Below are 25,127 nucleotides of genomic sequence, written 5' to 3' on the forward strand. Positions count from 1 at the left end.
AATCCGGACTTTCACCGAGCCCTTAAATCCCTTGGTCGACCGACACACCCGCCCACGGATCCCCTCCAGCGCCGGTACGGCGAGAAGCAGCGCGGCGGCAAACGGCGCCGGAAACGGCGATCAGCCCGGCGCTCGAGATCCCTTGGTCGAACGACACCCGACCCCCTTCGGCGCCGGTGCGGCGAGAAGCAGCGCGGTCGCAAACGGGGCCGGACGACGGCGATCAACCCGGCGTCGAGATCCCTTGGTCGAACGACACCCGACCGCCGGTCCCGTTGAGCGCCGGTGCGGCGAGCAGCAGCGCGGTCGTAAACGGCGCCGGACAACGGCGCGCAACCTGGCGCTCTACGCCGGATACACGTGGGTCTCCGTTGCTTTGACGGAGGCCCATACGTTTTGGCCTGGGGTGAGGTCTAGTTCGGCGACCGCGGCGGGGGTGATGTCGGCGGCGGCGAGGATCGGGCCGTCCAGGTGGATGCGAACGTTGTCGCCGTGGCGTTCGACGCCGTCGATTCTGGCTTGCCAGAGGTTGCGGGGGCTGCCGTCGGGGCGGGTTCGGTAGAGGGCGACGGCGCTGGGGGCGAAGGCCAGGAAAGCAGGGCCTTCCAGGCTTTCGGTGACCGTGAACAGGACGTCGTCGACTTTGATCTGGCGGTTGGCGGCGATGCCTCGGTAGAGGTTGAGGCCGACCAGGCGGGCGACGTAGTCGGTGCGGGGCCGGCGGGCGACCTCGGTTGGCGAGCCGGACTGAACGACGCTTCCCTTTTCGATGACGATCAGCCTGTCGGCCAGGACCATGGCGTCCAGGGGGTCGTGGGTGACCAGGACGGTCGCGCCGTCGAAGTCGGCCAGGTGGCGGCGGAGCTGGGAGCGAATCTCCAGGCGGGTGTGGGCGTCCAGGGCGGCCAGAGGTTCGTCGAGAAGGAGCAGGCGGGGGCGGATGGCGAGGGCTCGGGCCAGGGCGACGCGTTGGGATTGCCCGCCGGAGAGCTGCCGGGGGCGGGCTCCCGCGTGGTCCGTGAGACCGACGCGAGCCAGCCACTCGGCGGCTTGGCGGCGAGAGTCGGCTTTGCCCGTACCATGACAGCGAAGCCCGAATGCCACATTGTCCAGCGCGGACAAATGCGGAAATAGCAGGTAATCCTGGAAGACCATGCCGATTGGGCGTTTCTCCGTCGCCTGGTCGTGCAGCGGAAGGCCGTCCAGGGTGATGTGGCCTTCAGCCAGCCGGGTGAGTCCCGCCAGGAGTCGCAGCGCGGTGGTCTTGCCCGCGCCATTGGGCCCCAGCAAGGCGACGACCTCCCCCGGCGCCACTTCCAGATCGAGATCGAGCCGGAAGGCCGGCCGGGTGAGACGGAGTCGAGCGGTCAGGCTCATGGGCTGTTCACCCATCTGTCCCGCAGGCTGGCCAGAATGATCACGGAAACCGCCAGCAGCACCAGGCTGAGCACGATCGCGGCCTCGGGTTCGGTCTCCAGAGCCAGGTAGACGGCCAGGGGCATGGTCTGGGTCTGCCCCGGAAAGTTCCCGGCGAAGGTGATCGTCGCCCCGAACTCGCCCAACGCCCGCGCCCAGCAGAGCACCGCACCCGCCACGATCCCCGGCGCGATCAGCGGCAGCGTGACCCGCCTGAACACCACCCACCGAGATGCCCCCAGCGTGGCGGCGGCCTCCTCGAAACGCAGATCAGCGGCGCGCAGCGCACCTTCCACGCTGATCACCAGGAACGGCATCGCCACAAACGCCTCAGCCACCACCACACCGGCCGTCGTGAACGGCAGCGTGATCCCGAACGTGCTGTCCAGCCACTGACCCACCAGACCGCGACGCCCCAGCGCCAGCAGCAGCGCGACTCCCCCGACCACCGGCGGCAACACCAGCGGAACGGTCACCAGCGCGCGTACGACCCGGCGGCCGGGAAAGGACAACCTGGCCAGACACCAGGCCAGCGGCACCCCGAGCAGCAGGCAGATCAGCGTCGCCACCGTCGCCGTCACCAGCGAAAGCCGCAACGCCTCGAGTACCTGAGGCTCGGTGAGCCGCTCCCCGAGCGTCGACCAGGGCGCACGAATCAGCAGCCCGGCCAACGGCAAAACCAGGAATGCCAACCCGAGCGCGGCAGGCAACACGAGCACCCATGGCAGCCGCCCAGCTACCGGCGCACGATCGGTATCGGCCATCTGGGCGGTTCGCCTCCAATCATCGGCGGCGTCAGGACTGCGATCACGCCACAATGATCACAGCACACGATCACATCTCGATCCGCACAAAACGGTCATGTGCGACGACCGTGAGGGCGCGACCGTCATGTCGGGATCCACTCCAGATCACGCCCCCCGATCGTCAAATCGGGATTCACGCCACATCACGGGCCGTGACCGTTATGTCGGGATTCCAAACCACATCATGGGGATTGGAATCCTGCCTTGGTCAGCACGTCCTTACCCTGCTGGGAGAGGACCAAGTCGACGAACTGCTTGGCCAGGTCGAGGGCCGGAGCCTTGGTCAGGGCGGCGATCGGGTAGTCGTTGATGGCCTGGTCGGCTTCGGGGAAGGGGATGCCGGTGACCTTTCCGGCCGAGGCGATCACGTCGGTCTGGTAGACGAGCGCCGCGTCCACCTCACCCAACTCGACCTTGGTGAGCGTGGCCTTGACATCCTGCTCCAGCGTGACCGGCGTGACCTTCAGCCCTGCCGCGTCCAGCGCCTTGATCGCGGCCGCGCCGCAGGGGACCTGTTCGGCGCAGAGGGCGACCTTGACCTTGGGGTCGGTCAGATCCTTGAGCGATTCGACCTTCGCCGGGTTGTCCGGCGGCACCGCGATCTGCAGCTTGTTCTTCACGAACACGGTCGGGCCGGCGGCGAGACCGGCGTCGGTGACCGTCTTCATCGTCGCCGGGCTGGCGGCGGCGAACACGTCGGCGGGCGCGCCCTGGGTGATCTGGGTGGCCAGGGTGGCGCTGGAGCCGAAGTTGAATTTCACCGTCGTACCGGGGTGGGCGGCTTCGAAGGTCTTGCCGAGTTCGGTGAAGGTCTCGGTCAGGGACGCGGCGGCGAACACTGTCAGCTCTGTCGCGGCCGGAGCGCTGGCCGCCGGTGCGGAGGAAGCCGCAGGAGCGGCCGTGTCATCGCTCGTACCGCACGCGGATGCGGCTAAGAGGACCGCGATGAGCAATCCGGAAACGCGCCTGAACAATGGGTCCTCCTACTGACTACTGACTCTGATCGGGGATCTCCACGACGACGTTGGTGGACTTGATCACGGCAACCGCGACGACGCCGGGCGCGAGGCCCAGTTCGTCGGCGGCCTGGCGGCTCATCAGCGACACCACCCGGAACGGACCCGCGGCGATCTCCACCTGGGCCATCACCGCGTCCTTGATCACTTCGGTCACGATCCCCCGGAGCCGGTTCCGCGCGGACGAGTGCCCCGAGCCGTTCCCGGTCTCGATCTGCGCTCGCGCGAACGCGGCCAGGTCCGAGCCCTCCACGATGCGATGCCCGTTGTCATCCCGGCGCGCCGGGAGCCGCCCCGCGTCCACCCAGCGACGCACGGTGTCGGAACTCACTCCGAGCAACCCGGCTGCCTCACTGATTCGGAACGTCGTCACGAAATATCACCCTACCCTCGCACTTTCTGGCCAATACACCCGCCATGCCTTGCAACAGCATCGTGATATCCCTAGATGTCCTCGCAGATGAGACATCACTAGACCAATCCCGCGATCACACGACATGCTGTGACGTGCTGTTGCGCCAACTGGAGTATCTGGTCGCGCTGGCCCGGGAGCGACATTTCGCCCGGGCGGCGGCGTCCTGCCACGTCTCCCAGCCCTCCCTCTCCGCCGCGATCCGCAAGCTCGAACGCGAGCTGGACGTCCCGATCGTCCGCCGCGGCCGCAAGTTCGACGGCCTCACCCCCGAAGGCGAACGTGTCCTGCTGTGGGCCCACCGCATCCTGGCCGAAGCCGACGCGCTTCGCCAGGATCTGTCCCTGATGCGCAGCAGCCTCTCCGGCACCCTGCGCATGGGCGCCATCCCCACCGCTCTGACGGCGGCCTCCCTGCTCACCACCCCGTTCTGCGAACGCCACCCGCACGCCCGCGTGTCCCTCGCGTCCCTGTCCTCCCGCGAGATCACCCGCCGCCTGGCGGACTTCGAGCTGGACGTCGCCATGACATACCTGGACGGAGAGCCGCTGGGCAACGTCCGCACGACCCCCCTCTACGAGGAGCGCTATCTGCTCCTCACCCCCGACGACGCCGAACTCGCCGGGCGCGCCTTCGTCCGCTGGACCGAGGTGGCCGCCCTCCCGCTCTGCCTGCTCGCCCCCGAAATGCGCAACCGCCGGATCCTCGACGGCATCTTCGAATGGGCCGGCGTCGTCGCCGTCCCCGCCGTCGAAACCGACACCGTCTCCGCTTTGTACGCCCATGTCGCCACCCACCGCTGGTCCAGCGTGATCGCCCACGCCTGGCTGCACATGTTCGGCGTCCCTGACGGCATGCGCGTGATCCCCCTCGAAAACCCCCGCCAGGCCCCCCGGGTCGGCCTGGTGATCGCTGACCGTACCCCCGAACCGGTCCTGGCCCGCGCCCTGCTCGACGTCACCGCCCACATCGACATCCGCGGCACTCTCGACCGGCTGCTCCACGATTATCTGCGATAGTTTTTATCTATCAACAAATAGATAAATTCGTTTTGACTCTATATCCGCAGCACGAGGAAGGTGGAAATACGACCCGATTTAAAGGAGCCGAACCCATGGCGAAAATCCTGTGCGTTCTGTACGACGACCCGGTCGACGGCTACCCCTCGGCGTACGCCCGCGACGACCTTCCGCACATCGACCGCTACCCCGGCGGCCAGACCCTCCCGACCCCGAAGGGCGTCGACTTCACCCCCGGCCAGCTGCTCGGCAGCGTCTCCGGCGAGCTCGGCCTGCGGTCGTTCCTGGAAAGCCAGGGTCACACGCTCGTCGTCACGTCCGACAAGGACCGCGAGGGCTCGGTGTTCGACCAGGAGCTCGTCGACGCGGACGTGGTCATCTCGCAGCCGTTCTGGCCCGCGTACCTGACGGCGGAACGCATCGCCAGGGCGCCGAAGCTGAAACTGGCCATCACCGCCGGAATCGGCTCCGACCACGTGGACCTGGACGCGGCCATCGCGCACAACATCACGGTCGCCGAGGTCACCTACTGCAACAGCATCTCGGTGGCCGAGCACGTGGCCATGATGATCCTTTCGCTGGTGCGGAACTATCTGCCGTCGTACGAGACCGTGCTGAAGGGCGGCTGGAACATCGCGGACTGCGTGTCCCGGTCGTACGACCTGGAGGGCATGCACGTCGGCACCGTGGCCGCCGGCCGGATCGGCCTCGCGGTCCTGCGCCGGTTGCACCCGTTCGACGTGCACCTGCACTACACCGACCGCTACCGGCTGCCCCGCGAGGTCGAGGAGCAGCTCAACCTCACCTTCCACGAGAGCGCCGCCGCCATGGTCCCGCACTGCGACGTCGTCACCATCAACGCCCCGCTGCACCCGGAAACCGAGGGCATGTTCAACGACACCCTGATCGGCACCATGAAGCGCGGCGCCTACCTGATCAACACCGCCCGCGCGAAAATCGCCGACCGCGACGCCGTAGTCCGCGCCCTGGAAAGCGGCCAACTGGCCGGCTACGCCGGAGACGTCTGGTTCCCCCAACCGGCCCCCGCCGACCACCCATGGCGCACCATGCCCCACCACGGCATGACCCCCCACATCTCCGGCTCCTCCCTGTCGGCCCAAGCTCGCTACGCCGCCGGCACCCGCGAAATCCTCGAATGCTGGCTGGACGGCACCCCCATCCGCGACGAATACCTGATCGTCGACAAGGGAAACCTGGCAGGCACAGGCGCCCATTCCTATTCGGTGAAGTAATCACCCAGAGCTCCGCTCAACGTCGGCCCCGGCCGGGCGGCCCATCAAGCGGCCTCCGCCCGGGGCCCCCGTCTCCCCTGACGGATTCTTCATCAACCAAATCGACGCTTATGAATGAACCGATTCCTCGGCAAGTCGTCTGCGCCGCAAACCCAATAAGAAGGGCTCATAGTTCTCAACGCTGTAAACGTGCCTCTCTCCCGAAAATCACCAGAAAGATGCTGCCTTCTGGGTAATCTGAACGCGTAGCTCCCGTGCGCATCCGATCGTGCCGGAGGCCCGATGACGCAGCCCGCACCAAAGCCGTCACCGCGCCCACAGCAGCCCCCGGTGCCCCCGCCTCAGGTAGTCAACTGGGATTTCTCCGGGATCGATCCCACGCTGATGGACGAGTTCGAAAAGGGTCTGGGCCGAGCGGGAAGCACGCTGGGCGCGAACGAGCTGCACATCCGGCAGGCATTGACCAGGCTGGACCTGGACACATCCGATTTGGCGGCGCTGCGAGAACTACAGAACTGGATCAGCAGCAAACGACCCGAACTTCGTAGGCGGAACGAGACCATCCAGGCCGTCTGCCTGAACTGGGGCCCGGGACCCAATGCCGCTCAGCTTAAGTTGATCATGACGCAAGAGCCAGCTCGGGGAGATTCGCTAGATAGATCACGGCCGGTCCGTCATGGCGCACCCCGGCATCACCAGGCCTTTTGACGCGGTAGGAGTTGTGGCGGGCTCGTTTGACCACCCGCGGGTAACTGCGGTCGCGCCGCCTGGGATTAAGGTTCTTCTTGCGGGTGATGTCCTTCTTCAGCGCCGCCAGAACCCGGTCGTGCCGGTCAGGGGGAAAAATCCGCAGCGCCATCAGCGCGGCTGCGGACTTTGCGGACAGTACGAGTGAACTTCACCCGGTCGGGGTCGATCTGAGCTTCGGTCGCGGCCTCGCAGATCAACGCCGACAACGCGTAATGCGTCAGCAGATACCCATACAGTTCCGCGAGCACCAGGTCGGGTTTCCTGGACCGCAGCACCCGGCCCGGCCCGCGCAGATGCGTCTTGAGCTGATCGTTTCCCGTCTCGTGCTCCCAGCGCTGATGGTAGATCTCGGCCAGGGTGGCGGCCGGGCCCTCCCGCAGATCCAGGATCGTGGTGATCAGGCAGACCAACTCGCCGTCGGCGCCCGGGCCGCGATTGGGGATCGTGTACTCGACCACGCGGATCAGGGCCGCCTCCTCCGGATCGAGATCATCCCCGGCGCGAGCCGCCGCCACCAGCGCCTCCCGGCGCCTGCCCTGGATATCGGGGTGGACCAGCACCGAGGTGTAGGAGCCGTCCGGCAGCATCTCCAGCACCTCAAGCCGCAAATCGGCTTTGACCCGCCACAACAGCTGCGCCCCGGTGGCCGCCGCCTCATGCCAATCGGGAAAGGAGTAGAAGCCGCGGTCGCCGATCAGCAGCATGTCCTCATCCAGTTCGCCCCACAACGTGCGGGCCAGGGACTGCTCACCCGACCCCTTACCGGTGCCGGCCCCGCCGATCGCGGCCGCGAAAAAGGCGTGGGAGCCGCACTCCGACAGGGCGACCATCCGGACCTTGGGAAAGGCCGACCGCTTGTCCCCGGACCCGGCATAGCCGAAGACCTCCGCGTTCTCCTTGCTGTCCGGGACGTCCCATTCCATCCCGTCGATCGCCACCAGTCGCCAGGGCCCCAGGAACGCCCCCGGCGTCAACATGTCCGCGACCGGGACCGCGACCTGCGTGAACAGCTCCCGCAACGGTTCGGAGCCCAGACGTTGCCGGGCCTGGGTGATACCCCCCGACCCCGGGGTCTCCCACGGGCTGTCCCAGCAGTCCGGCCAGGAGGCCAGCGTGTCGGTCAACCGGGCCAGGACCTCTTCGTAGTCATCGTCGGCGAACAACGCCATCGCCATGGTGAAATACACCATCACGTGCGGCGGCAGCTTCCCGTCGGAGCGTTTGGCCCGCTTGCCGGTTACCGCGACCGCCGTGTCGATCTCATCGCGGGGCACCCACCGTGCCAGCACGCCCAGCGACACCGCGTCCGCCAACCGCCGAACCGACTGTTCCCCGGTCTCCATCACGATCACGAACCGTAGTGGATCTCCCCGGCGTTCACGCTCACAAGGGCAAGGAGAACGCATCCCTGCACCTCAAGCGGTGATCAACTTAGGCTGAGTGGCATTGGCCCGGGACCCGGCCCGGCGAGCGGACTGACCGCTTTCGACGAGGGGTTGTACAACAAAGCCGCCAACGATCCCGAGGTCTACGCCGCGGCCGTTGCTCTCGGTGAGACCACGGCCAACGGGCAGATCAGCGAAACGGCGCTCGCCCAGCTGGAGAAACGGATCACCGATCCGGTCTTCTCCACCACGTTGATGTACGCCCTCGGCACGCGCGGGTTTCATGACCTGCTCGCGCAGACCGCCGACCCTCCCGACGCCGCCAAGGCGCGGCGCCTGCAGGCGGCCCTGGGCAACGCGCTGGCCACCGCCAGCCCCCGGCTGAGCACCGCCTGGCGAAACGAGCTGACCGCTGATCTCATCGGCAAGGACTACATACTGTCCCTGGCGCTGAAGCGCGGCACCTTCGATGCCGCCTTCCTCCTGGACCTGGCGAGAAAGATCGAAGCCAAGACGCAGCAGCCGATCGAGCCGACTGAATGGCCAGCGGTGTCTCCTGGGGCGTTCGGGGATTCCATGGTGGGGGTGATGACCGCGCTGGCCCGGGTCCCCGAGGCGGCTCAGGATTTCTTCACTCAAGATCCCACAGCTCTGAAGCGTTATATGACCGACTACCGAGTAAGCGACGGGAAAGCGCTCAGCGCAGCCCTGGAAGCGGCCACGTTGACCTTCCGCGACCATAACGGGTCGGTGGAGCACCCCTCACGTGGGTACCTGTCAGCGAAACTCGCGTCCGAACTCATTCATCTGGAATCCGAGCGGATCAGAGCAGGCGACCCGCCCAAGATCATCCCCACCGCCGTCGGCAACATCCTTGCCGGCTACATCGGCGACGTCAGCCGGGTCGCATCTTCCGATACGGATGAAACCCTCGGCGTGTTCGGGGGAGATTACAAGCTTCTCCCGGAGCGCGAGAGCTGGGGAGCCAGATTCAAGACCGACGATCTGCAGACCGTGATGAAGCAAGCCTTCCAGGATGACGAAAAAGCTTTCGTGGCCGTGGCCGGCGCAGAGACTGTATGGGCGAACAAATTGATCGACCACAGCGCCAACAAGGCGGCGGCCGACGGCGATGTCTCAACGTTCGAAGTCAACGCGAATGCGATCGGCATGGGCTTCGGCTTCATCACGAACGCCGCGGGGATAGCCCGAATCGAGGAAGGCCAGGAACTGGATGAGACGCAGCAGCGCAATATGAAGGCTCTGATGGCGCTGGTCAACACCGTATTGGCGCTTCCGCAGACCGCGAGCTGGCCCATCACCGCCGGTGTCGCCGGAGCGTGGACCGGAATCATCGAGGACGCCGCCAAGGGGAACGCGAGAGACAAGGCGGTGGCGGAGGCGAACACGTCCGTGGAGCAAACCCGATTCCTCATCCACCAGCTTGCCGCCCAGGCGATGCTCAACCATGGCCTGTTCGGCCCAGCCGACCCACCGGCCAAGACCCATCCGTGGGGTTCGCTCAGCGATCTCCAGCCCGGGCAGGATCCCCGGACGGCACCGAACAACTTCCTGAAGGTGGATGGGAAGACGCTGATGACCCGTCAGGAGATGCTGAACGCCACAGACGCCGACGGGAACCCCGTCGCCTACGATGAATATCGCATGTGGCTCTATCAGAACGATTCGAGCAGGACATGGCTGGATATCAAGAGAGACCTGGACATTGGCTTCTCCGGAGGGTTCGCCAAGTTTCAATGAGAAAACGGGGATCAGTTGTCGCCATAGCGGCCCTGACATGCGTGCTGATATTGGTCGCCGGGTGCAGCCCACAAGAAGCCGAAGCAGTGGACAAGACACCATTACCTTCCGTGGCCGCCCCGCCCTATGTCTGTGACCACATACCGATACAGGCCGTGGAGCGGATGATAGGGCTACATGATCCGCTCGTCCAAGGCTATTTCAAGCTGTCCGGAAGGTACGGTCATGGGTCCTGCACCGTCTACGAGCCGACCGGGGAGAGGTGGAAGGTCATGAGTGTGTTGCTGACCTCCAGAGCCTGGGTGGGAAACGTCGATGAGGAAGTTCGTCTTGGCGCGCTACGCTTGCCGCAGATTGTCCCGGGCGGGGATGGTTACTATTTCCCCTATCAATACGATAAAGGCTCCGATCACGAAGGGCACACCGGTGCGAAGGCGACACTGGTCCGCGGCGACGCAGCGCTGATCATCAGTATCATCCGGGGCCCCCAAGGGCGTGATCCGGGGGCCGACGTAGTGGCGTTGATGAAGCTGATCGGCCCGAAACTGACCGTCGCGGCCAGCCCTCCGTCGCCCTCTCCAGCAAAGGGAGATTGAATCAGGTGGCGCAGATGGTGCCCAATCCGCTTCACGAGGCGCTACAGGACACGCTCCGGACCGTGGAATCGCTGATCCGGGCGACCGAAAGAGACCTCGGGCGGCCATGCGAGGCCTTTCAATCGGGCAAAGTCTGGACAGGACCCGCCGCCAAACTGTTCGGCGAGCAACTCGCCCACCTGCGCGCCCGCGTCCGCACCTCAGGCGACCGCATCCTCGCCGACCTGCACCACTCCCTGTCCCGCACTCCCCGCCAGGTAACCGAGGAAGAGGCCAGAACCGTCAGAGCCCGCTACAACCTGCCATGACCTGGCATCCTGCGCCTTCTCGCGGACGAACGTCTTGCACCGGAAACGTGGGGCCTCCGGTAGACGGGTCTAACCAAAGGATCGACCTGCACCCGAAAGACTCCACGTTGATCGCGTATCGAGCCATGCTCGACGTCCCCGTGAGCCGGTCCGCTACATCGGGCAACTGCTCTATCAAGAGCGCCGCCACCATGGCACATCCAGGGGCTCCAGGCGTCTGACCTGCATCTATCAGGCTTTGTTCTGGGAGCCGATGACAAAATGGCTTCATGGACCGAGAGAAGATCACTCTCACCGGCTCGCCGGAGACCATGCTGGCCACCCTGTACGCCCGGGCAGTCGACAGCCGGGCCAAACGCCCCATCCTGAACGACCAGGAGGCGGCGCGGGCGGTGGAGCGGATCGAGTACGACTTCCGCCGGACCGGAATCAACGCGATGACGGCGGCAGGGGTTGCCCTGCGGGCCAGGCAGTTGGACGACTGGACCAAGGAGTTTCTCGCCGCGCACCCAGAAGCGACCGTGCTGCACCTGGCGTGCGGGCTGGACACCCGCGTGCAGCGGCTGGATCGGCCGTCCACCATCCGATGGATCGACGTGGACTATCCCGAAGTCCTGGATCTGCGGAATCGCCTGCTTCCACAGCCTTCCGGTGACTATCGCACGATCGCGACCTCGGTGACCGACCAGGAATGGCTGACAGAAGTGCCCGCCGACAGGCCCACTGCGGTCGTCTTCGAAGGCTTGTCCATGTATCTCCGCAAAGACCAGGGTAAATCCCTCATTCAGCGCCTCACCGCAAGATTCCCCTCGGGGGAGCTGCTATTCGACTCCTACGGGAGCATGGGGATTCGATTGCAGCGCTGGATTCCAGCCATCCGCAATGCCGGGGCAACGCTTTATTGGGCCATCGACGACCCGTACGAGCTGGAGGGCTGGCATCCGGGCCTGAAGTGCGTGACAGCGCTGCGCAGCACGGAATTGACCGGACTGGCGGAGTTCCCGCCTGCCGCACGCGTCGGCATGTGGGTGATGGCACGAATTCCCGGCCTCCGGGACGCCGGACGTCTCCTGCGTTACACGTTCTGAGCGCCGTCATTCACGCTTAGCGAAGCGGGAGTTCTCCCACCCACCCAGCCCTTCGTTTTCCATCGGGCTCCGCCCGACCCCGCCAGCATCGTGGTCGCCCGAACGAAGCGGCAGCTGATCCGGGGTTCTCCCACCCACGCCCCTGTTTGCCCTGCCGGCCGAGTGCGGTTCTCGAGACAGGCCGATAGATCGAGGGAGCGCTCTCTCGACCCATCCAGCAGCTTACGTCAAGCCTTGCATGAAGAGGTGAGCTATTTGTATCCCGTTAATCGCGCGAGCGCCATGCCCTACCGGACTGATCCCAGATCCGGATTTTAACCCCCATGTCGACTCTCCTCGGCTTTTCACGGGGAGTAGTTAAACATGTCGTCATGGTGAGGGGATCCGGATGAAAATCGCAGCACTGATAGCTAGCCTGGCCGTCCTGGCCGGATGTGGAACACACGGGGGAAGCACAGAGACAAAGTCCGACAAAGCGCCCGCCAAAGCGCCAGTCAAGAACGCCACCGCCGGGAAGCCGATGAACGCGGCCCGAGCCAAGGCCGTGAAGGCCAACGAGCTCGGCCAGATCCCGGTCTTGATGTATCACCGGATCGTCGAGAAACCCGGCACCCAGGACGACCGCACGCCACTCCAGTTCCGCACCGAACTGGAACGCCTGGCCAAGGAGAACTACGTCCCGATCACCGCCGCCGAGTACGTCACCGGCAAGATCGACATCCCGGCCGGGAAACACCCCGTCGTGCTCACGTTCGACGACTCCTCCCCGTCCCAGGTCACCCTGGCCAACGACGGCACGCCCATGCCCAACACGGCCGTGGCGATCATGCGGGAGGTGGCCGCGAAACACCCCGGCTTCCGCCCGGTCGGGACGTTCTACGTCACCCGCGACATGTTCGGCAAGCCCGACAAGATCGAGCAGGCGCAGATCATCACCTGGCTCAAGACCAACGGCTTCGACATCGGCAACCACACCAAGGACCACCTCAGCCTCTCGGGCAAGCCCCAGAACCAGGTCGCCGCCGAGGTCGCCGCGGGCCACCAGCTGATCACCGCCCTGGACGGGCCCGCCCCGGTGACCATCGCCCTGCCGTACGGCAACCAGCCGCGCACCAAGGCGTGGGCGCTCAAGGGCAAGGACGGCGCGGTGGCGTACGACTACGGCGGGGTTTTCCTGGCCGGATACACGCCCGCCTACTCGCCGTACAGCAAGGAGTTCGACCCGGTCGGGATCCCCCGCATCAGGTCGATGGACAAGAAGGGCGACTGCATGAAGTTCTGCTCCACGGCGTGGCTGGACTGGCTCCAGGCCAACCCCACCGAGCGCTACACCTCGGACGGCGACGTCCGTTCTGTCGCCGTTCCGAAATTCCAGCAGCCGATGGTGTCGGCGAAGTTCGCCAAGCGGGCGCTGCCCTATTAATGAGAAAGTCGCGATCTGGACAGCCGCAGCGGCGAATCGCCTGGTCGGCGGCGATGCGGCTGGCTGTGGGGCGGGTTTCTCATTAATTAATCGGTTTTGAAGGGGTCGTGCTCGGCGAGGAGTTTGTCCAGCCGAGCCTGATCCACCCGCGTCACCACCGCGGCCTCCTCCTGCCGGTCGCGGATGCACTTGGCCAGCGTGAAGGACGAGGTCACCAGGTAGAACACCCCGACGGCGAAGAATCCCCGGATCCAGGCGTCCACGGGAAGGTAGGCGACGCCGACCACGAGAGCCGTGAGCGCCAGCCCGAACGAGATCACGGACTGCAGGTAGAAGGCCGCGGTCGTCTTGCTTTGCACTGGTCTGGTCATAGTCAGAATCCTGACCATTTCCGACACTCCGGGCCTGAGCTCAACTACCTAAGTTACTTATGAGTAATCCCCCACTCGCAGGGGGTCGCGCTCGATGCGATGCCAACGAAGACGGCGGCATTTGCGCTTGAGCGGAGTTGGCCTCATGATCGTTTGCAACGACCCCGGCGGGCCCCGAGAGCTCGACCTAGGTCACAACTTGATATAGGACAATTGACAACTTAAGGTTGTCTTATGGAGCCATCAGAGTTACTCGCGAAAGCACGAGCGCGAGCCGCGAATCCCTCTGATCCGTTGGAAACCCTTGCCGCCGCGAGCCTTCTGAGCCAGGAGCTGAGCCGGGACGCCGACGCTCTGCTCGACCTGGCCGTGCATGACGCGCGGGCGGCGGGAACATCGTGGACGGCGATCGGGGATCGGCTCGGAGTTTCGAAACAGGCGGCCCGGAAGCGGTTCGCCAAGCCCTTCACGCATCCGTTCGCGACGCGGCGGACGCGGCGGGAGGCGGCGTGCTCGTTCTGCCGGAAGCCGCCGGGGCCGCGCCTGCACATGGTGCACGGCGAGGCCGGGCGGATCTGCGCCGACTGTGTGGCGCTGGCCGGGGAGATCGTGGCGGACCTGAAAGCCAAGTCACGCAACGACCAGCGGCACTGATCAGGTGACGGTGAGGCGCCTCTGGTAGCGCGCCTCACGCCAGAGTTCCTTGCTGAGAACCTCGGCCAGGGTGTTGGCGGCGTCGTAGACGTCGACGTAGCGGAGGTAGAGCGGGGCGAAGCCGAAGCGGATCAGGTCGGGTGCGCGGAAGTCGCCGTGCACGCCCATGTCGATCAGGGCGCGCATGACCGGATACCCCTCCGGGTGGCGGTAGCTCACCTGGCTGCCCCGTTCGACCGGATCGCGTGGCGTGGCCAACTCCAGGCCGAGGTGCTCGGTGAGTTCGATGAACAGCTCGGTGAGGGCCACGCTCTTGGCCCGGACAGAACGCATGTCCACCTTCTCCCAGATCTCCAGGGAGGCGTTCAGCGCCGCGTACGAGAGCACCGGCGGGCTGCCCACGGCGAAGCGGCGGACGCCGGGGGCGGGCTCGTAGCCGGGCTCGAAGTCGAACGGGGAGGCATGGCCGTGCCAGCCGGAGATCACGTTGCGGGCGGCCTTCTGGTGGCGGGGCGCGACGTAGATGTAGGCGGGCGCGCCCGGCCCTCCGTTCAGATACTTGTACGTGCACCCCAGCGCGAAATCGACCCCGGTGACGTCCACGGGCAACGCCCCCGTGCTGTGGCAGAGATCCCAGATCATGAGCGCCCCGGACGCCTGGACCATCGCGGTCACCTCGGCCATGTTCCTGACCGCGCCCGTACGGTAGTTCACGTGGGACAACAACACGACGGCCACGTCGGGCCCGAGGGCGTTGGCCAGGTCGGCGTCCGAGCCGATCTCCCGGATCTCGCGGTCGAAGGCCTGGGCGGCGCCCTGCACGACGTACTGATCGGAGGGGAAGTTCTCCACGTCTGAGACGATCACCGACCGGCCCGGGCGGAGGGCCAGGGCGGCCGCGAGCGCTTTGAAGATCGTCACCGAGGTGGAGTCCCCCGCCAGCACCTCGCCGGGGCCGGCGCCGATGAGCGGGGCGATCCGGTCGCCGGTCGTCTGCGGCAGGTCCCACCAGCCCGCGGTGTTCCAGCTGGCGCCCAGGTCCTGCCCCCATTCGGCGGTGACCGTGTGGGCGACCCGGGCGGCGGTCCGCCGGGGCAGCGCGCCCAGCGAGTTGCCGAGGAGATAGACGATCCCGTCAGGCAGGACGAACTCGTCGCGGAAGTCGCTTATTGGATCAGCGGCGTCGAGCGCGGCACAGCCGGCGCGGGTGATACTCATGTACCCCATCATCCCCGTAAGTTTCCTGACTCGACCAGTGCGACAGGGCATGGCCATTATGAGAAAAACCCGAAAAGGTCGGATGATCATGCTCGGCCGCCCGCCCAAAACGACCACAAAGCGTCACAGATCATGAAACGGTCGAGACCACGCAGAGTGACATCGACCGGAGATCACGCCAGCCGCGCCTGTCTTCTCCAGACTCGGTCGTTCCGACCGTCCCCGACCGTCCCAGCTCCGACCAGGCGAAGATCCGTACGGACACTTGCCAGAAGGCCACCTTCCTATAACTTCGTCGCCCGAACAGGGGCGGGGTACGCCCGCGACGAACGATCATCCAGCGAGCCAAAAGGACACAGTCATGTTGCTGGCATGGCGTATGTGGGGACATATCATTCTTTTCAGCCTTTTGGCGCTCCCCATCGCGCTTCTGACCGCCTATTTGATCGGGAGACAACGCGCTAGTTCGGGCATGGAACACCCCTTCCGGACACCCCTCTGTGATGCCCTTTCCGTTACCGGAACCCTCCCCTGGCTGTGGATGATCCTCACTCCGGGTAGCGCCCAGGAGCCCGCCAGGCACCTCAGCCTGATCCCGCTGAAGGACCTGACAACCCTTGCCGGCGGCTTTACTGGCACTCTGATCGCCCAGGTAGGAGGCAACCTCCTGGTGTTCGCCGCGCTCGGCGCGCTGCTCCCGATCCGCTCCCCGCGACTGGCCCGGCTACCCCGGGTGGCGGCCGTCGCGGCGGGGTCGTCTCTCATCGTGGAATCGCTTCAATATGCTTTAGGCCTCCACCGTGTGTCATCGATTGACGACATTCTGCTGAACACCACGGGCGCCGTACTGGCCGCAATCATGACTAAGCGTTGGTGGGCTCACCCAATACCGGAGGGGACCGTTCCACAATAACGGACTGCATAAATCCCGCAAGATCGTCACATGCGCCCGAACCGCTAAAAATAGGCACGGGACCTACCAACAACTCTGTGCGATCGTGGTCAAGACGGGGCAAGTTCTCTGGAGACGCTAACTCCCCGTTGGTGACAGAGGGTGATCACACGTGACGGAATCCCCGGCGCAGCACGAGCCCCCGATTTATCGGCGTATCGCCGACAGTCTGCGTAGCCAGATCCTGTCCGGCGAACTCCGAGACGGGGATCGGCTTCCGGGAGAGAACGCACTCATGTCGGAGTACGGCATCGCGCGCGCCACCGCACGGCAGGCGCTGGCCGTTTTGATCAATGAGGGCTTGGCAGTGCCGCGCCGAGGTTCGGGGGTCTACGTGAGGCTGTTTCGGCCAATCAGACGACATGGTTCACGACGGCTCTCCCGCGAACAGTGGGGACAGGGCCGGGCGATCTGGGATTCGGACACCCGAGGTCGCGCGTACACGGTGGACGAGGTCCACATCGAGCGGCTGGCGTCGACCGAGGACGTCGGCCGGGTGCTGGACTCCGACGAGGTCTGGGTCCGGCGGCGGCGCTATTCGGTGGACGGCCGCCCCGTCCAGCTCGCCGCGTCCCACTTTCCGGCCGATCTCGTCGAGGGCACCGCGATCACCCTCCCGGACACCGGGCCCGGCGGTGTGTACGCCCGCTTAGGCGACCTCGGCTACTCCCCGGTCCACTTCACCGAGGAGGTGCGGGCCCGCATGCCCGCCCCGAACGAATCCGAACTTCTCCGCCTTCCCGCGGGCAACCCCATCCTCATCGTGGCGCGTACGGCATACACCTCCGGCGGCATCCCGGTCGAGCTCAACGAGATGACCATGGACGCCGCCGCGTATGTACTCCAGTACGACTTCGACGCCTAGGTCAAGGAGACAAGTCCGGCGATACGTTGACCTGTCCATCCCGATCATTGATTTCTCTAGAGAAGTCCCGCACCTTGAGGGTGAGACGTCAAGTTCTCGCAGGCCCAGATCGGCATGGGTCGCGGGAGAAGCACCCTGGGGCGGCTCGGCGAGGGAAAGGTGGGCGGATGTCCTTTGACCGGCATCTTGCCGAGATTGCCCGCGAGTATCCGGAATGGACAATCTGGCGGAGCGACGCGGGGCGGTGGTGGGCCACCCGGCACCACCCGCTCACCTCCGCTCAGCGGGAAGCCGGCTGCGCGATGACCATCGACGCGGACGAGCCGGAGGGGTTACGCGAGCAGCTGCACGAACAGGAGGAACGTGCCAAATCCGCGGACCCTTGACCCAACCCTTGAGCGCGGAAGCCCCCGACCCGATCGGGGGCGGGGGCTTCCGCTTTCAAGGGTTCCCGATACCGTTACCTGAAATGTGATCAAAATGCGAGCACGGACAGGCAGCCGTAGCCTTACGGCCTGGCGTTCCCCGTTTCCGGGGTTCCCGCTTCAGCACCGACCGCCCACCTTGTGGGTCTTATACCGGCTCCACGGGCGTTTTGCGTCTCCCCGCAACTCTGGGCGACGTTGACCTCATCAAAACATGTGTTCGCCTACGCTCGCTCGCATTCCCTGAACCCCCGTGGAGGCGCTACCGCTGGTGCCAACCAAAAAGGCGCCTCCACGGGCACCAACCAAGAACGCCTCCCGCCACGGGACTAGGCGCGGAACGGCGGCGTCTCGTCGTGGCTCGCCTGGCGCGCCCTCACCGGCTCCTCCGGCCCGTCGAGCACGCGGGCGGGCTGGGCCGGCTCCGGGCGGACCGCCTCGGGGGCCTGCTCCGGCGCGGGCCCGGCCGGCCGCACCGGGTTGGTCTCGACCGCGGCCTCCTCCGGCTCGTTGAAGCCCTCTCCCGGGAAGCCCTCTCCCGAGAAGCCCTCGTCGTTGAAGCCCTCTCCCGAGAAGTCCTCCTCGAAGCCCTCCTCCACCGAAGGAGCGGGCGGCAGCACCGAGGCCTCGTCGATCAGCGGGCCCGCGCTGGACTCGCGCTGCAGCAGGTCGCCCAGGACCACGCCGATCTCGTTGAGGCGGCGCACCACCTCGGTGTGGGTGTCGGTGAGGTAGACCACCCGGCGGCCGGTGTGCTCGTCCAGCGTGGTGGCCCGGCGCTGCGCGGAGGTGAGCGTGGTGGTGGACACCGACTGCGCGTCCGACACCAGGCGCTCGGACTCCAGCTTGGCCGCGGTCACCCGGCGGTCGGCCTCGGCGCGCGCGTCCCGCAGGGTCTCCTCGGCCTCGGCGCTGGCGGTGGCCACCTTCTCCTCCGCCTCGGCCCCGGCCTGGGAGAGCAGCCGCTCGGCCGAGGCGGTCGCGTCGTGGATGCGGCGCTCGGCCTCCTCCTGGGCGGCGGTCCTGATCGACTCCGCCTGCTCGCGCGCGGCGTTCACCAGCCGCTCGGCCTCGGCGGCGGCCTGGTCCCTGACCTTGGAGGCGTCGTTCTGAGAGGCCTCCTTGTTGGCGGCGGCCTCCTCGTGCGCCAGCTTGAGGATCTGGCTGAGCCGCTCGCCCAGCTCGTCCGGGTTCTGCGGGGACTCTGTCAGCTTGCGCCGCGCGTCGGCCAGCTCCAGCCGGCTCTGCTCGGCCTGGTCGATCGTCCGGGCCAGGCGCTCTTCGAGGTCGCGGATCTGGTTGCGGCTGCGGATCATGTAGTCGTGGACCTGGCGACGGCTGTAGCCACGCATGACGACTTCGAAGGAGTCGTCGCTCATGAGGTCGGGGAAATTATCGGTCTGGTTCGTCATGGAGGGCCCTGGGGAGTCGAAAGGCGGAACGACACGTCAGGACACGACTTTCCTGCTATCCGACCCGCATCGCAACCTGAACGCCCCAGCTGCTTGCGGAAATATCCGACACGGGCCGTGTCGGCCGTGTAACGGCGCGTGGGATCATGTATGGCATGCCCTTTATCGCAGGTCTTGACCATGACGACACCCCTTCAATCGATCCAACGGCCTGGCTCGCCCCCGGCGTGGTGGTGGTCGGCCAGGTGCGGATCGGCAGGTCCGCCAATATCTGGTACGGCTCGGTGCTCCGCGGCGACGACGAGCGCATCGAGGTGGGCGCCGAGTGCAACATCCAGGACCTGTGCTGCCTGCACGCCGACCCGGGCGAACCGGCGATCCTGGAGGAGCGGGTGAGCCTGGGCCACAAGGCGACCGTGCACGGCGCGCACGTGGAGTCGGGCGCCCTGATCGGCATCGGCGCGATCGTGCTGGGCGGCGCTCGAGTCGGCGCGGGCACGCTGGTGGCCGCCGGAGCGCTGGTCCCGCCCGGCGCCAAGATCCCCGAGGGCGTGCTGGTGGCGGGCGTGCCCGGCCGGGTGATCCGCGAGCTCACCGAGGCCGACCGGGCGTCCTTCGCCGAAACCCCGTCACGCTACATGGAAAAGGCGGAAAGGCACCGCGCTAGCCGACCCATGCCCCGGTGGTGAAATTTCCGACATTGATGGCCATGACCGGTGCCGCTATGGCGACGTACAGCATGAAGACCCACGGTCGGCGCGCACCGGTCAGCCCGACGGCGATGTACAGCGGCCACCACAGCAGGGAAGCCCGGCCCACCGACATGTAGAACGAGGACATCGCCAGCAACGCCACCGCCTGCGGGGCGAGGTAGGCGGACTCCGCCCACCGCCGTCGCACCAGCTGCCAGATGATCAGGATCACCAGGACGGCCGCAGCCAGGATCTCCTCCCGGTAGGAGGTCTGCAGCGCGCCCTCCTCCAGCGACCGGTTCCAGGTGTTGACGAACGTGTCCCACGGCCACTCCGCGTACCTCCCCCAGTATTCGGCCTCGACGTTCTTCCACGCCATCCAGTCACCCGTACGCGACCACTGGAACACCATGTACGCCACCACCGGCAGCCCCGGCACGACCAGCCACGGCAGCGTGCGCCAGCCACGGGCCCGCAGGCCGTTCTCGGCGGTCAGGAACATCACGGCGAGTCCCAGGGCCAGGAAAAGCCCAGAAATCCGGATAGAGGAGGCCAGGGCCGCGACCACCATCGCCTGCTCCCACTTCCCGCGCCGCGCCAGCAGCCAGGCGGGAATGGCCAGCGCCAGGAAGGGCGCCTCGGAGTAGCCGGCGAGCATGAACACCGCGAACGGGCTCAGGAAGAAGGCGATCACCGTCCAGGTGCCGGTGCCCTCCCGGTAGGAGTCACTGAGCCTCGACAGCGCCACCGCCACCACCGCGCTGGCCACCAGCGAGACCAGCACGATGGCCAGGCTCCAGTCCTCGATCACCCAGTGCAGGATCCGCAGCACGAAGGGCAGCCCGGGGAAGAACGCGGCCAGCTTGGGCGCGTCGGTCATCCCGGGCGAGCCGTCGTAGCCCCACTCGGCGATGATGATGAAGTTGTCCGCGTCCCAGGGCGTGAGCCGGTCCAGCATCGGCGCCTCGGTCCGCCCGGGCGCGGCCAGGACCATGTAGATGTACGTCCCGACGTGCCAGAAAAACCACACCAGCAGCGCGGCCCGATCGGAGGCCGAACCCAGCCACCTGGGCAGCGGGCGCGGCGGCGCCGTCTCAGATTCTGATACGGCCATGTCCTGCCGGGTCTCGGTCACGAAGGACATGGAAGTAGATGGCAGCCGAGCATGCCAAGAGCGTAGCGCCGACGAATCCCAGGTCCCCGGCATTCCCGCAGGTCAGCGAGGTGAAAGATTCACGCCTTGAGCCATGGTCAGTCCAGATATTGGAACAGGAAAAGCGGGGAGGAAGTTCTACCATTGCACCGTGGGTTACGGGGCGCAGTGGGACGGCTTCGCCGCCATGGAACGCGATGTGCGTGCCATGGTGGCCGACCCACGATGGCCGCTGACGCCCACGCAATCCCGGGCCGACGCCATCTCCCGCCGCGCCCTGGCGACCCAGGACGGCGTCTGCTGGCTGTTCGGCGCGTACGCCCGGTGGTATCGCCTGGATCCGGACGGTCAGTGGCACCTGTCGGCTCCCCCGGCCAGCCTGCCCGTCCGCGCGTCCACCCGCCCGGTCACCGTGCCCATTCCCTACTGGGTGGTCCCCACCGGTCCTGACTTCTCCGTCGATCGTGGCTCGACCCAGGGCTTCGTCGGGCCCGACGTGCCGAACGAGGTGACCGAGCGCGTCCGGGACCTGATCATCACCCATCGTGGCCTGCGCCGGGAGGACTTCCCGCTCACCGGCGGCCCGTTCCGGCAGGTGTTCGCCGCCGAGGTGGCCAGCACGGTGGCGGCGGTCTGGGGCACGGTCATGTGGTGCGCGTACGCCCCCGCGTTCGACGGCAACGAGGTCATGCTGTCGATGTTCGGGGAGTTCCTGGCGCGCCCGCTGCCCGGGGACGAGTTCGTGCGCTGGCTGCCCCCGGTCGGCCTCGCCGACCTGGTCGAGCTGTACGCCGAGCGCTGCCGGTCCGGATTCCCCGACGCGGGGTTGCGCCTGGCCGCCCTGATGGCGCGGACGGCCAAGGCGCTCCGCGCCGACGCCCGGTTCCGGCCCCGGGCGAGCGCGCTGATCGCCATGATCGAGCAGGTGCTGAACCAGCCCTGGCTGGACCACACCGCGCTGCAGTCCGGGGCCGTGGCGCACAGCTGGCTGCTGCGCTGCCCGCCCAATCTGGCTCCGGCCGCGCTGTCGGAGGTGTCGCCGGGCGATCATTTCCGGCATGTTTTCTACGATTTGGTGGAGGCGCTGGCGTACACCGCGGACTCGGGGGCCGATCCCCGGGCGGTAGCGGCCAGTCTGCTGGCCGCGGATGTGGCGTCGGTGACTACCGATGCGGTGACATATTTGTATCCGTGGATGGATGACGGGATCAGGCAGGCGATGTACGTCACGCTGGCCGAGCCCGGGCATCCGCTGCGGGGGTGCTGGCCGGTCGACGGCCGCCTCCCGGAGGGCCTGACGCCCCCGGACCGGTCCACCGCCGCGGCGTTCCTCGGCGCGGCCTACGCGACCGGTCTGGCCTGGTGCGAGCTGGCCGGAGCGACCCCGCCGCCGACCGGTTTCCCGGTCTCCGCCGCGGTCGGCCAGTGCCTCGTCCACAACCGCGACGACTTGCCGCCGGAGCCCACCACCACGCCGCGCAAACGGGTCACTGAGACCACTTCCGACTGGCTCTACTCCACCTAACAGATAGGTCACTATTACCCCACAATTAGGGATATTTCATCCTTTAGCAATACCACCCCTGTGACCTCGGAGAATTCACCGAATTGTGATCTCAGAATCCGGGAAATGGTCAGTGGAGGGACACCTGGCGTCAGGAATGGTCCCGATGGGCCATGTCGCGCCAAGACACACGGACGTAACCTCGAAGTGGGTGTGGGCTGCGGAAGGAAGGACAGCGCGGTGGGGCACGACGACCTGGACTCTCGGGTCCATGACCGTGTCGCGTTGGACGAGATCGCGCTCTACGCCGAGGTGTTGGCGGCCGTGAACTACACGGATGACCGACTGACCTTGGAGGAGCTCGACAACGCGCTCGGGTTGCGGACTTCGGCGAGCCGCTGAAGTCACTGACGAAACTGATCCCGGACTCCATATGGGGTCCGGGATGGTTTTTGGTAGGGACTAGTCAGTGCTTCTATCACACCCGCGAACGTAGGCCGAACATCAGTTCCTGCCAGCGGGCGGCGACCGTCGGGGCGGCGTGGGCGGCGGCCGACTCCAGGGCGCCGGCGGCGAGGGTCATCCGGCGCCGCTCATCGTCTACGAGGGACAGCAGCGCGGCCGCGTACGCCTCTGTCTCGCCGTCCCCCTGCTGGACCAGGACGCTGTCCCTGCCGGGGCGTACGAACTCGCTCAGGCCGCGCGGGCCGTCGAATCCGACGACGGGGACGCCGCAGCCGAGCGCCTCGACCACGGTCATGCCGAGCACCTCGTGCCGGGACGGCACCGCCACGATCGACGCCTTGGCGAACTCGCCGGGCAGATCGGGGGTGGTGCCCATGAAGTAGACATGGTTGTGCAGGCTCAGCTCGGCGACCAGGGCGCGCAGGCGCTTCTCCTCCGAGCCGGCGCCGTAGAGGCGCAGCCGCCAGTCGGGGCGTTTGTCGGCGACCACGGCGAAGGCCCGTACCAGCCGGTCGAAGGCTTTGGGGGCGACCCAGCGGCCGCCCGCGCTGATGATGCGGTTGTCCATCCTGGAACGCGGCCAGGGGCCGGCCGGGAGGGCGTCGGGGATGGTGTGGACGGAGAGCTCGTCGTCGAGCAGGCGGGACCATTCGTCGCGGCCGGTCTCGGTGTTGGTGACCACGGCGTCCAGGCGGGGGTAGAACCGGCGGACCGGTCCAGGGACGGCCGGTCTGGTCCATTCGCGGGCGATCCTGATGGTCTCGCGCGGGGCGTACCTGGCGGACTGCACGCTCAGGCCCGGGCGGGCGGTGATCAGGACGTCGGCGCGGACGGCGCGCAGGGCCCGCCAGAGGGCCACTTCGGTGCGGACCTGGCCGCGGGGCAGCAGGTGGCGGCCGGGGCGGGCGTCGACCAGCCAGCGCAGCTTGATCCGGCCGTCGAGCGGGAAGAACGGCGCGTCCCTGGTGCGCTTGACGCTGATGATCTCGACGTCCTGGCGTTCCGCGAGGGCGGCGGCGAGGTTGAGCATGGCCCGGACGTCGCCGCGCATCCCGTAGGCGGAGGGCATCAGGAACGTGATCTTCACGCCGCGCTCATCCCCGGGCCGACTTCGAGGCGGAGCTGGTCGTCGGCGGTGAAACTGGGTTTGATCGGCACGCCGTCGATGCGGGTGGCCGGATAGTGCACCCTGCGGCGTTTGCCCTCCACATCGTCCAGGCTCGCGCCGAGCGCCAGCGGCTCGTCCATCCCGTCGATCTCCAGCGAGGGCTCCCACACGCCCTGCGAGTCGGGCGTGGCGGCCAGCACGTCGCACAGCGAGAGCGCGGCGTGGAACCGCACCCCTTGCACGGTCGCGGTGACGATCACCTGGGCGTCGCTGTGGCGCAGCGCCAGCCGGGCGGTGTGATGCTGGTCGTCGTCGGTCAGGCCGGTGTACGCGAGCAGCCCGGTCACCTCGAAACGACCTTCCCGGAACCAGACCGCACGCACGTCCGCGACCGGCGCGGCTTCGGCGATCTTGATGGCCAGGAAGCCGTTGCGGGTCCGGTAGGCGCGGTAGGCCATCGTGCGGCGACCCAGCGCGTACGCGTCGAGGCGGTCCAGCGAGAAGCCGGGATCCACGCTCTGCATCCGGGTGCGCGGGCCATCCTGCTGCAGGTACGCGTCCCAGCGGCCGGGCAATAACGCCAGCGGGCCGAGCGAGACGGCCACGCTGGCCTCCCGGGCGCGCCGGCCGGGCGTGCCGAGCATCACCCGCCGTTCCGCCCCGCTCCCCCGGTGCCGAAGCACGAGCTGGGTTCCGGCCGCCAAGGGTTCTTGGATGGCCATCTTCAGGGAGAGGACGTCCGCCAGGGTTACCTCAGCATCGGTGACGACCACACCCACTTCCAGCCCCCTCCCCGTTGATTGAGCCAACGTTGAGGTTACCGTGATTTTCCCGTTATGTGGAGAAAGCTTTTTGTGATGCTGTGACATTGGCCGCGCCTCCGGCACGGCGGGCTTGGCCGCCTTCAGCCTGTGTCTTCCCTCGTCACTCCGGGCCGCTTCGCGACCCTGCGTTCCTCAGTCCAGACACAGGCGCGGCCAAGCCGGGACATACGACTAATGGTGCGGCGATTACCCTTGGGACTTGACTGACTTGATCAGGAGTTGGGCCACGTCCACGACCTCCAGGCTGCTCT

At 66.8% G+C, this 25,127-nt stretch carries 26 protein-coding genes; 14 read left to right on the forward strand and 12 right to left on the reverse strand.

Annotated features, from left to right (window positions below; all coding sequences use genetic code 11):
* Positions 1-345: 345 nt before the first annotated feature.
* The 4 genes from Aple_RS33805 to Aple_RS33820 all read right to left on the reverse strand — a co-directional run bounded on the left by Aple_RS33805 (position 346) and on the right by Aple_RS33820 (position 3,611).
* Positions 346-1,377 carry an ABC transporter ATP-binding protein gene (locus tag Aple_RS33805; protein ID WP_155348793.1) on the reverse strand — a complete coding sequence of 344 codons (1,032 nt, stop codon included), beginning with the start codon at positions 1,375-1,377 and terminating at the stop codon, positions 346-348.
* A complete protein-coding gene (locus tag Aple_RS33810; RefSeq protein WP_155348794.1) occupies positions 1,374-2,180 on the reverse strand; it encodes an ABC transporter permease in 807 nt (268 codons plus the stop codon). The genes Aple_RS33805 and Aple_RS33810 overlap by 4 nt, the downstream gene beginning before the upstream one ends.
* Before the next feature lie 224 nt (positions 2,181-2,404).
* The gene (gene modA, locus Aple_RS33815; RefSeq protein ID WP_218038626.1) at positions 2,405-3,196 is read right to left on the reverse strand and encodes a molybdate ABC transporter substrate-binding protein; all 792 of its coding nucleotides are present in this window, start codon (positions 3,194-3,196) and stop codon (positions 2,405-2,407) included.
* A 16-nt stretch (positions 3,197-3,212) separates the two neighbouring features.
* A complete protein-coding gene (locus Aple_RS33820) occupies positions 3,213-3,611 on the reverse strand; it encodes a TOBE domain-containing protein (protein WP_155348795.1) in 399 nt (132 codons plus the stop codon).
* A gap of 134 nt (positions 3,612-3,745) precedes the next feature.
* Here Aple_RS33820 and Aple_RS33825 point away from each other — a divergent pair, with 134 nt between their 5' ends.
* The gene (locus tag Aple_RS33825; RefSeq protein WP_155348796.1) at positions 3,746-4,669 is read left to right on the forward strand and encodes a LysR family transcriptional regulator; all 924 of its coding nucleotides are present in this window, start codon (positions 3,746-3,748) and stop codon (positions 4,667-4,669) included.
* A gap of 95 nt (positions 4,670-4,764) precedes the next feature.
* Positions 4,765-5,922, forward strand: a complete 1,158-nt coding sequence (locus Aple_RS33830) for an NAD-dependent formate dehydrogenase (RefSeq protein ID WP_155348797.1) — start codon at positions 4,765-4,767, stop codon at positions 5,920-5,922.
* Between the two features lie 619 nt (positions 5,923-6,541).
* Here Aple_RS33830 and Aple_RS33835 read toward each other — a convergent pair.
* Positions 6,542-6,781 (reverse strand): hypothetical protein, encoded by a 240-nt coding sequence (locus tag Aple_RS33835; protein ID WP_155348798.1) that lies wholly within the window; start codon positions 6,779-6,781, stop codon positions 6,542-6,544.
* Positions 6,756-8,015 (reverse strand): IS4 family transposase, encoded by a 1,260-nt coding sequence (locus Aple_RS33840; protein ID WP_155348825.1) that lies wholly within the window; start codon positions 8,013-8,015, stop codon positions 6,756-6,758. The genes Aple_RS33835 and Aple_RS33840 overlap by 26 nt, the downstream gene beginning before the upstream one ends.
* A 153-nt stretch (positions 8,016-8,168) precedes the next feature.
* Here Aple_RS33840 and Aple_RS33845 point away from each other — a divergent pair, with 153 nt between their 5' ends.
* From Aple_RS33845 to Aple_RS33865, 5 genes are all read left to right on the forward strand, one after another.
* A complete protein-coding gene (locus Aple_RS33845) occupies positions 8,169-9,818 on the forward strand; it encodes a DUF6571 family protein (RefSeq protein ID WP_155348799.1) in 1,650 nt (549 codons plus the stop codon).
* Between the two features lie 272 nt (positions 9,819-10,090).
* Complete coding sequence (locus Aple_RS33850) at positions 10,091-10,414, forward strand: hypothetical protein (protein WP_155348800.1); 324 nt, start codon at positions 10,091-10,093, stop codon at positions 10,412-10,414.
* 14 nt (positions 10,415-10,428) lie between these two features.
* A complete protein-coding gene (locus Aple_RS33855) occupies positions 10,429-10,722 on the forward strand; it encodes a hypothetical protein (RefSeq protein ID WP_155348801.1) in 294 nt (97 codons plus the stop codon).
* 269 nt (positions 10,723-10,991) lie between these two features.
* Complete coding sequence (locus Aple_RS33860) at positions 10,992-11,810, forward strand: class I SAM-dependent methyltransferase (protein WP_155348802.1); 819 nt, start codon at positions 10,992-10,994, stop codon at positions 11,808-11,810.
* Between the two features lie 520 nt (positions 11,811-12,330).
* Complete coding sequence (locus Aple_RS33865) at positions 12,331-13,233, forward strand: polysaccharide deacetylase family protein (RefSeq protein ID WP_246264971.1); 903 nt, start codon at positions 12,331-12,333, stop codon at positions 13,231-13,233.
* Between the two features lie 86 nt (positions 13,234-13,319).
* On the opposite strand, the gene Aple_RS33870 is transcribed toward Aple_RS33865, so the two are convergent.
* Positions 13,320-13,604 (reverse strand): YiaA/YiaB family inner membrane protein, encoded by a 285-nt coding sequence (locus tag Aple_RS33870; RefSeq protein ID WP_155348804.1) that lies wholly within the window; start codon positions 13,602-13,604, stop codon positions 13,320-13,322.
* Between the two features lie 294 nt (positions 13,605-13,898).
* On the opposite strand from Aple_RS33870, the gene Aple_RS33875 reads away from it, so the two are divergent.
* A complete protein-coding gene (locus Aple_RS33875) occupies positions 13,899-14,258 on the forward strand; it encodes a ClpX C4-type zinc finger protein (RefSeq protein ID WP_155348805.1) in 360 nt (119 codons plus the stop codon).
* On the opposite strand, the gene kynU is transcribed toward Aple_RS33875, so the two are convergent.
* Positions 14,259-15,476: a kynureninase gene (gene kynU / locus Aple_RS33880; protein ID WP_155348806.1), complete on the reverse strand. Its 1,218-nt coding sequence runs from the start codon at positions 15,474-15,476 to the stop codon at positions 14,259-14,261.
* Between the two features lie 361 nt (positions 15,477-15,837).
* On the opposite strand from kynU, the gene Aple_RS33885 reads away from it, so the two are divergent.
* The 3 genes from Aple_RS33885 to Aple_RS33895 all read left to right on the forward strand — a co-directional run bounded on the left by Aple_RS33885 (position 15,838) and on the right by Aple_RS33895 (position 17,679).
* Entirely contained in the window at positions 15,838-16,389 is a 552-nt protein-coding gene (locus tag Aple_RS33885; protein WP_155348807.1) for a VanZ family protein, read from the forward strand.
* Between the two features lie 151 nt (positions 16,390-16,540).
* A complete protein-coding gene (locus Aple_RS33890; protein ID WP_155348808.1) occupies positions 16,541-17,293 on the forward strand; it encodes a GntR family transcriptional regulator in 753 nt (250 codons plus the stop codon).
* A 167-nt stretch (positions 17,294-17,460) separates the two neighbouring features.
* Positions 17,461-17,679, forward strand: a complete 219-nt coding sequence (locus Aple_RS33895; RefSeq protein WP_155348809.1) for a hypothetical protein — start codon at positions 17,461-17,463, stop codon at positions 17,677-17,679.
* Between the two features lie 368 nt (positions 17,680-18,047).
* Here the strand turns inward: Aple_RS33895 and Aple_RS33900 are convergent, their stop codons facing one another.
* The gene (locus Aple_RS33900) at positions 18,048-19,130 is read right to left on the reverse strand and encodes a hypothetical protein (protein ID WP_155348810.1); all 1,083 of its coding nucleotides are present in this window, start codon (positions 19,128-19,130) and stop codon (positions 18,048-18,050) included.
* A 155-nt stretch (positions 19,131-19,285) separates the two neighbouring features.
* Here Aple_RS33900 and Aple_RS33905 point away from each other — a divergent pair, with 155 nt between their 5' ends.
* Positions 19,286-19,819: a gamma carbonic anhydrase family protein gene (locus Aple_RS33905; protein ID WP_246264972.1), complete on the forward strand. Its 534-nt coding sequence runs from the start codon at positions 19,286-19,288 to the stop codon at positions 19,817-19,819.
* Here Aple_RS33905 and Aple_RS33910 read toward each other — a convergent pair.
* The gene (locus Aple_RS33910) at positions 19,794-20,966 is read right to left on the reverse strand and encodes a mannosyltransferase family protein (protein ID WP_170321786.1); all 1,173 of its coding nucleotides are present in this window, start codon (positions 20,964-20,966) and stop codon (positions 19,794-19,796) included. The two genes, Aple_RS33905 and Aple_RS33910, sit on opposite strands and share 26 nt — an antisense overlap.
* A 160-nt stretch (positions 20,967-21,126) precedes the next feature.
* Here Aple_RS33910 and Aple_RS33915 point away from each other — a divergent pair, with 160 nt between their 5' ends.
* Together Aple_RS33915 and Aple_RS52355 are read left to right on the forward strand one after the other, a co-directional pair.
* Positions 21,127-22,500, forward strand: coding sequence for a hypothetical protein (locus Aple_RS33915; protein WP_174889913.1), 1,374 nt, complete (start codon positions 21,127-21,129; stop codon positions 22,498-22,500).
* Between the two features lie 219 nt (positions 22,501-22,719).
* Positions 22,720-22,881 (forward strand): hypothetical protein, encoded by a 162-nt coding sequence (locus Aple_RS52355; protein WP_170321787.1) that lies wholly within the window; start codon positions 22,720-22,722, stop codon positions 22,879-22,881.
* A 76-nt stretch (positions 22,882-22,957) separates the two neighbouring features.
* Here the strand turns inward: Aple_RS52355 and Aple_RS33920 are convergent, their stop codons facing one another.
* Both Aple_RS33920 and Aple_RS33925 read right to left on the reverse strand, forming a co-directional pair.
* On the reverse strand, positions 22,958-24,031 hold the full coding sequence (locus tag Aple_RS33920) for a glycosyltransferase (RefSeq protein ID WP_155348813.1): 1,074 nt from the start codon (positions 24,029-24,031) through the stop codon (positions 22,958-22,960).
* Complete coding sequence (locus Aple_RS33925) at positions 24,028-24,831, reverse strand: hypothetical protein (RefSeq protein ID WP_155348814.1); 804 nt, start codon at positions 24,829-24,831, stop codon at positions 24,028-24,030. The genes Aple_RS33920 and Aple_RS33925 overlap by 4 nt, the downstream gene beginning before the upstream one ends.
* Positions 24,832-25,127 lie beyond the last annotated feature (296 nt).

The sequence above is a fragment of the Acrocarpospora pleiomorpha genome, assembly GCF_009687885.1.
Lineage (GTDB): Bacteria > Actinomycetota > Actinomycetes > Streptosporangiales > Streptosporangiaceae > Acrocarpospora > Acrocarpospora pleiomorpha.

Coding starts and splice junctions, on each gene's coding strand:
- Aple_RS33805 (WP_155348793.1), bottom strand. CDS start 1,377: ATGAGCCTGACCGCTCGACTCCGTCTCACCCGGCCGGCCTTCCGGCTC.
- Aple_RS33810 (WP_155348794.1), bottom strand. CDS start 2,180: ATGGCCGATACCGATCGTGCGCCGGTAGCTGGGCGGCTGCCATGGGTG.
- Aple_RS33830 (WP_155348797.1), top strand. CDS start 4,765: ATGGCGAAAATCCTGTGCGTTCTGTACGACGACCCGGTCGACGGCTAC.
- Aple_RS33835 (WP_155348798.1), bottom strand. CDS start 6,781: ATGGCGCTGCGGATTTTTCCCCCTGACCGGCACGACCGGGTTCTGGCG.
- Aple_RS33840 (WP_155348825.1), bottom strand. CDS start 8,015: ATGGAGACCGGGGAACAGTCGGTTCGGCGGTTGGCGGACGCGGTGTCG.
- Aple_RS33850 (WP_155348800.1), top strand. CDS start 10,091: ATGAGTGTGTTGCTGACCTCCAGAGCCTGGGTGGGAAACGTCGATGAG.
- Aple_RS33855 (WP_155348801.1), top strand. CDS start 10,429: ATGGTGCCCAATCCGCTTCACGAGGCGCTACAGGACACGCTCCGGACC.
- Aple_RS33860 (WP_155348802.1), top strand. CDS start 10,992: ATGGACCGAGAGAAGATCACTCTCACCGGCTCGCCGGAGACCATGCTG.
- Aple_RS33865 (WP_246264971.1), top strand. CDS start 12,331: ATGAACGCGGCCCGAGCCAAGGCCGTGAAGGCCAACGAGCTCGGCCAG.
- Aple_RS33870 (WP_155348804.1), bottom strand. CDS start 13,604: ATGACCAGACCAGTGCAAAGCAAGACGACCGCGGCCTTCTACCTGCAG.
- kynU (WP_155348806.1), bottom strand. CDS start 15,476: ATGAGTATCACCCGCGCCGGCTGTGCCGCGCTCGACGCCGCTGATCCA.
- Aple_RS33885 (WP_155348807.1), top strand. CDS start 15,838: ATGTTGCTGGCATGGCGTATGTGGGGACATATCATTCTTTTCAGCCTT.
- Aple_RS33895 (WP_155348809.1), top strand. CDS start 17,461: ATGTCCTTTGACCGGCATCTTGCCGAGATTGCCCGCGAGTATCCGGAA.
- Aple_RS33900 (WP_155348810.1), bottom strand. CDS start 19,130: ATGACGAACCAGACCGATAATTTCCCCGACCTCATGAGCGACGACTCC.
- Aple_RS33905 (WP_246264972.1), top strand. CDS start 19,286: ATGCCCTTTATCGCAGGTCTTGACCATGACGACACCCCTTCAATCGAT.
- Aple_RS33910 (WP_170321786.1), bottom strand. CDS start 20,966: ATGTCCTTCGTGACCGAGACCCGGCAGGACATGGCCGTATCAGAATCT.